Raw genomic sequence first — 3,844 nt, 5'->3', positions numbered from 1 at the left:
AGGTTCGATTCCGTCTCTGGCCACCAAACGTTGGGGTATCGCCAAGTGGTAAGGCACCGGTTTTTGGTATCGGCATTCCCAGGTTCGAATCCTGGTACCCCAGCCATTGCCAACAAGATTTCTTGTTGATTGCAAAGCTTAACAGTGAAGCAATCATATTCTCAAGAAAGCGCGAAGAGCCGACATAGCTCAGTTGGTAGAGCAACTGACTTGTAATCAGTAGGTCCCGGGTTCGACTCCTGGTGTCGGCACCACTGAAAAGTGGTTAAAATCAGAGCGTTAGAGAATTAGATTAAGCCGTCCGAAAGGGCGGCTTTTTCGTATGTGTCTATAAAGTGTCTACAGCGTGGGCACCTTCACAACTGAACCTTGCAAGTTGGGTGACCAAGCTGCCATTGCAGAAAGATAGTCATCGTCCACCTCTATACTATAGAGAAAAATGACTATCCCCAGTTCATTTCCCCCATAGCTACTTTAGCGCCAATCTGTAGTGCAACGCTTAGCTTTGCATTTGGGTAGCGACGGGTCATTGCTTCAATGAGTTCATCGCTGTTATTCGCTTTGGCGAGCTCTTCTTCAAATGCTAATAGGTAGTCACGTGTATATTGAATCGCGGAAGCATCAATAGCTGCGTCAGGTTGCATGTGACCGGGTATAACGACCCTAGGAGAGCGTGCTGCCATTTCATCAAGCGCTTGTACCCAAGCCGCTCGCTGTTCAGCAGTAGGGGTGTCTGCTGTCCACACGTGTAGGTCTGAGAATACCAGCACACCTCCAAAAACAGCATCCAGGGAGGGAGCCCAGAGGTAGCGACGATTGGGCAGGCCCTCTACATTAACAATCTGAATGTCTTGACCATCGACTTGCAATGCTTGGCCATCAAACGCCTCGGGCATAACGATTTCATCAAGTGATTGTGGTCCGTTTTCTTGGAGCTGGGGTGACCATGTGGAGATTTTTTTCTCTACATTTCCCTTGATAGCATCAATTGTGGCGGGGGCGGCGATAACGCGAGCATCGAGAAATGCTGCTTGTATCGCGCCAAGGCCAAAATAGTAATCAGGATCGCTTTGGCTAATATAGACGGTAGTTAGCTGCTTACCGCTCTGTTGGATTGCCTCGGCAATTGCACGTCCATCAGATAAGGTAAAGCTGCTATCAATTAATACTGCCTCTGTCGCTCCCGTCACCAATACGGGCGCTCGGAAAAAGCCATTTTCTCCCGCAGGAAAATGCTGCCAACTTAATTGATCATCAGACGCGAGGCTCTTTTTTATGCCACTTAGGTTGCCAGTACTTATAGCCATGGATAATCCTAAGGCAGTTAATGACTTTAAAAACATACGCCGAGTAGCCATTTTTTCTTTCTTCTGCAATTTTGTTTAGAGGGTCAATTGATTAAGTTGGCGCGTTATAGCGCGCGCATCTGTTGGGCTAGCGCACTGGGGTTGGCATACAACTCATTCGTGGAAAGAACCTTTAGGTTTCCACTCGACTGAGCGATGAACGTGGGCACTCCTCGAACGTTAAGCTTCTGCATTAGCGTTTGAGCCTGTGAAATGCGAGAACGATTGGAATGGATAAGTGTTTCACTGGCACCTGTCATTAACTCAGCCGCTTGTGTCAGCTCAAGTCTTTGTAGAATCTCAACCAACGTGACTTGAGATGTCACATCACGACCCTGTACGTAGCGTGCGTATTGGATTGCTTTTAAAGCCTCGAACTCATCGGCGGGTGCGGTAAGCGATACTGCCGTTAGCGCTAGCGTAGCGGCACTACTATCAAACCGCTGATGATGATCGCTTAACACGTGATCGCGATATAGTTGAGTGAATAGTTGCCCCGTTAGGCGCTCAATCCGCTGATCGTTACTCCAGGCATAGGCCGCGAATTCATGATCCATTTGCCTTCCGCCACGGCCTGAGAAAAGGCCGCTGGGTAACAGAACCACGTTTATATCGTCTGCCGCGATCACGTCTGAAACAGATGATGTTGCGCCATAGCACCAGCCACACAAAGGGTCGAACAGGTAATACAAAGTGTTATTCATCGTCGAGTCTCTCTATACATGATGGACTCGCATGCTAAAGAGATTGTATTGACGGATAAATACATACGAAGCATATTATGTGTATGGAAAAAGCATACAGTCGAAGTGGAAGTAAGCTAGGCGGATTTAATAACTTGCGGCGCTTAACTTACTTTGCGGCAGTGGTTGAAACGGGGTCTTTTACGGCCGCCGCAGAGCGTCTGGGTATCACCAAGGCGGTGGTTAGCCAGCAGGTGGCACGCCTTGAGCAAGAGTTTAGAACCTCTCTCCTCACGCGTACGACGCGATCGGTACAAGTTACCTCCGCTGGAAAAGTGTTTTACCAACGCTGTGCCTTGATTCTCCGTGAAGCTGAAGATGCTTTTGATGAGTTAGGCGAAATAGCCCAGGAGCCGACAGGCACATTACGATTGACGGCCCCTTTCGATTACGGTGTCACCTTTGTGGTGCCTGCGATTGCTGCATATACCCAGCAATATCCCGATTGCCGGGTCGATGCTACGCTGCGGGATCAAAAAGTCGATCTGATGGCTGAGGATATCGAACTGGCTATCCGTGTTGGTTGGCTAACAGAGGCAAGCGTGCAAGCAAGGAAAATAGGCTCTTTTCGGCAATTGCTCGTTGCATCGCCAAGCCTTGAAAAAGAGGTGGCGCAGCTCTCTCAGCCGGAAGAGTTATTGAAGTTCCCGTTCATTGCTAATAAAGCGCTGCCCCATCCATTGCAGTGGGAGTTTTCACTCAGTAAGGGTGAACGCAGAACCATCCACGTGCGCGCCTCAATCTTTCTTGATGCGACACTCGCGGTACGTGAAGCGTTGTACGCTGGTGCGGGAATCTCGGTATTGCCGGATTATGTCATAGCAGGCGATATAGCCGCCGGGCGCCTTATACATATTTTGCCCCAGTGGAGTTTGCCCTCCGGCGGCATACATGTCGCTTTCCCATTAGCACGTTTTCGTCCTGCGAAAGTGCGTGCGTTTGTCGACATACTTGTACGTAGAGAGCAGCAGCGACAAGAGGGCGCTTTCATTAAGTGAGCTTACCTGCAAACCGATGGCTAATAAAGATGCACGGCCTCAAATACTGCCACTGGTTTGCCATTGGCATTTTTAAGTGACAAGGAACCACCGTCTACTTGCCAAGTGTCTACGTTATTAAGTGTGCTTAGCATTGCCTGCTCGTTACGCATTTGCGTGTCGGGGCAGGCCATCATCGTGGTGCCAACTTGTTCAAATGCTATTTGCTTACCATCAACACGGTAACTGCCAATCAAGTTATTGCAGCCAGTTGAGCCAGCTAGCCGTGTATTTTCTTCATGGAGCACAAGATGAGGCTCGCGAAAGTTTTCAGCGGTGATGATGGGTTGCCCTTCAAGCGTGACCAGTTTCCAGTACGTATTGGTTAGCGTTTCGTCAGGCTTGACTGCTTGATGAGGCGCTGAGTGTGATTGGCACCCGCTCGCTAGCAGGATAATAAGAGTAGATGCGATAAGGGGTAATTTTTTCATAAAGCGTTTCTCTAGGTTTGCGTCATAAAATAATAATCGGATTGATAATGTTTTGCTACCTTAGCTTCTGTCCGATACTTTGTTAACAACCTGAGTCTGCTCTTGTTTTAATGCTTTATATAAATAGTAAACCTTTTTTTTATTCATCGCTGCTTGATTGTTTTTTTATAACACACCAGTTTGCTGGAGCTGTGAAAGGCTGAATGCGATATGAAGATGATGTGATGACTAAAATGTGATTAATTTTAATGTCATTGTCTCAGTTAAGTGGTTATGCAAAAGTTATC

The 3,844-nt window shown here is 47.9% G+C and carries 4 protein-coding genes and 2 tRNA genes; 3 read left to right on the top strand and 3 right to left on the bottom strand.

All coding sequences use genetic code 11. The annotated features are described in order from the left end of the window. Nucleotides 1-31 precede the first annotated feature (31 nt). Nucleotides 32-106: transfer RNA gene (locus INT22_RS12980), tRNA-Gln, on the top strand. 72 nt (nt 107-178) lie between these two features. Then, nucleotides 179-254: transfer RNA gene (locus INT22_RS12975), tRNA-Thr, on the top strand. 189 nt (nt 255-443) lie between these two features. Here the strand turns inward: INT22_RS12975 and INT22_RS12970 are convergent. Together INT22_RS12970 and INT22_RS12965 are read right to left on the bottom strand one after the other, a co-directional pair. After that, entirely contained in the window at nt 444-1,307 is an 864-nt protein-coding gene (locus INT22_RS12970) for an MBL fold metallo-hydrolase (protein ID WP_193060146.1), read from the bottom strand. A gap of 104 nt (nt 1,308-1,411) precedes the next feature. After that, a complete protein-coding gene (locus INT22_RS12965; RefSeq protein ID WP_193060145.1) occupies nt 1,412-2,050 on the bottom strand; it encodes a DsbA family protein in 639 nt (212 codons plus the stop codon). Nucleotides 2,051-2,133: 83 nt separating this feature from the next. Here INT22_RS12965 and INT22_RS12960 point away from each other — a divergent pair, with 83 nt between their 5' ends. Further along, entirely contained in the window at nt 2,134-3,087 is a 954-nt protein-coding gene (locus INT22_RS12960) for a LysR family transcriptional regulator (RefSeq protein WP_193060144.1), read from the top strand. 20 nt (nt 3,088-3,107) lie between these two features. Here INT22_RS12960 and INT22_RS12955 read toward each other — a convergent pair whose 3' ends face one another. Beyond that, entirely contained in the window at nt 3,108-3,557 is a 450-nt protein-coding gene (locus tag INT22_RS12955; protein ID WP_089039838.1) for an META domain-containing protein, read from the bottom strand. Nucleotides 3,558-3,844 lie beyond the last annotated feature (287 nt).

The organism is Halomonas sp. 3D7M (assembly GCF_014897885.1).
In the GTDB taxonomy this organism is placed as follows: Bacteria; Pseudomonadota; Gammaproteobacteria; order Pseudomonadales; family Halomonadaceae; genus Vreelandella.
The sequence above is the reverse complement of the archived record's forward strand: the minus strand, read 5'-3'. Positions and strand labels throughout refer to the sequence as shown.

What these genes read in the sequence shown, in the direction of transcription:
- INT22_RS12965 (WP_193060145.1), bottom strand. Translation starts at nt 2,050, where the DNA reads ATGAATAACACTTTGTATTACCTGTTCGACCCTTTGTGTGGCTGGTGC.
- INT22_RS12955 (WP_089039838.1), bottom strand. Translation starts at nt 3,557, where the DNA reads ATGAAAAAATTACCCCTTATCGCATCTACTCTTATTATCCTGCTAGCG.
- INT22_RS12970 (WP_193060146.1), bottom strand. Translation starts at nt 1,307, where the DNA reads ATGGCTATAAGTACTGGCAACCTAAGTGGCATAAAAAAGAGCCTCGCG.
- INT22_RS12960 (WP_193060144.1), top strand. Translation starts at nt 2,134, where the DNA reads ATGGAAAAAGCATACAGTCGAAGTGGAAGTAAGCTAGGCGGATTTAAT.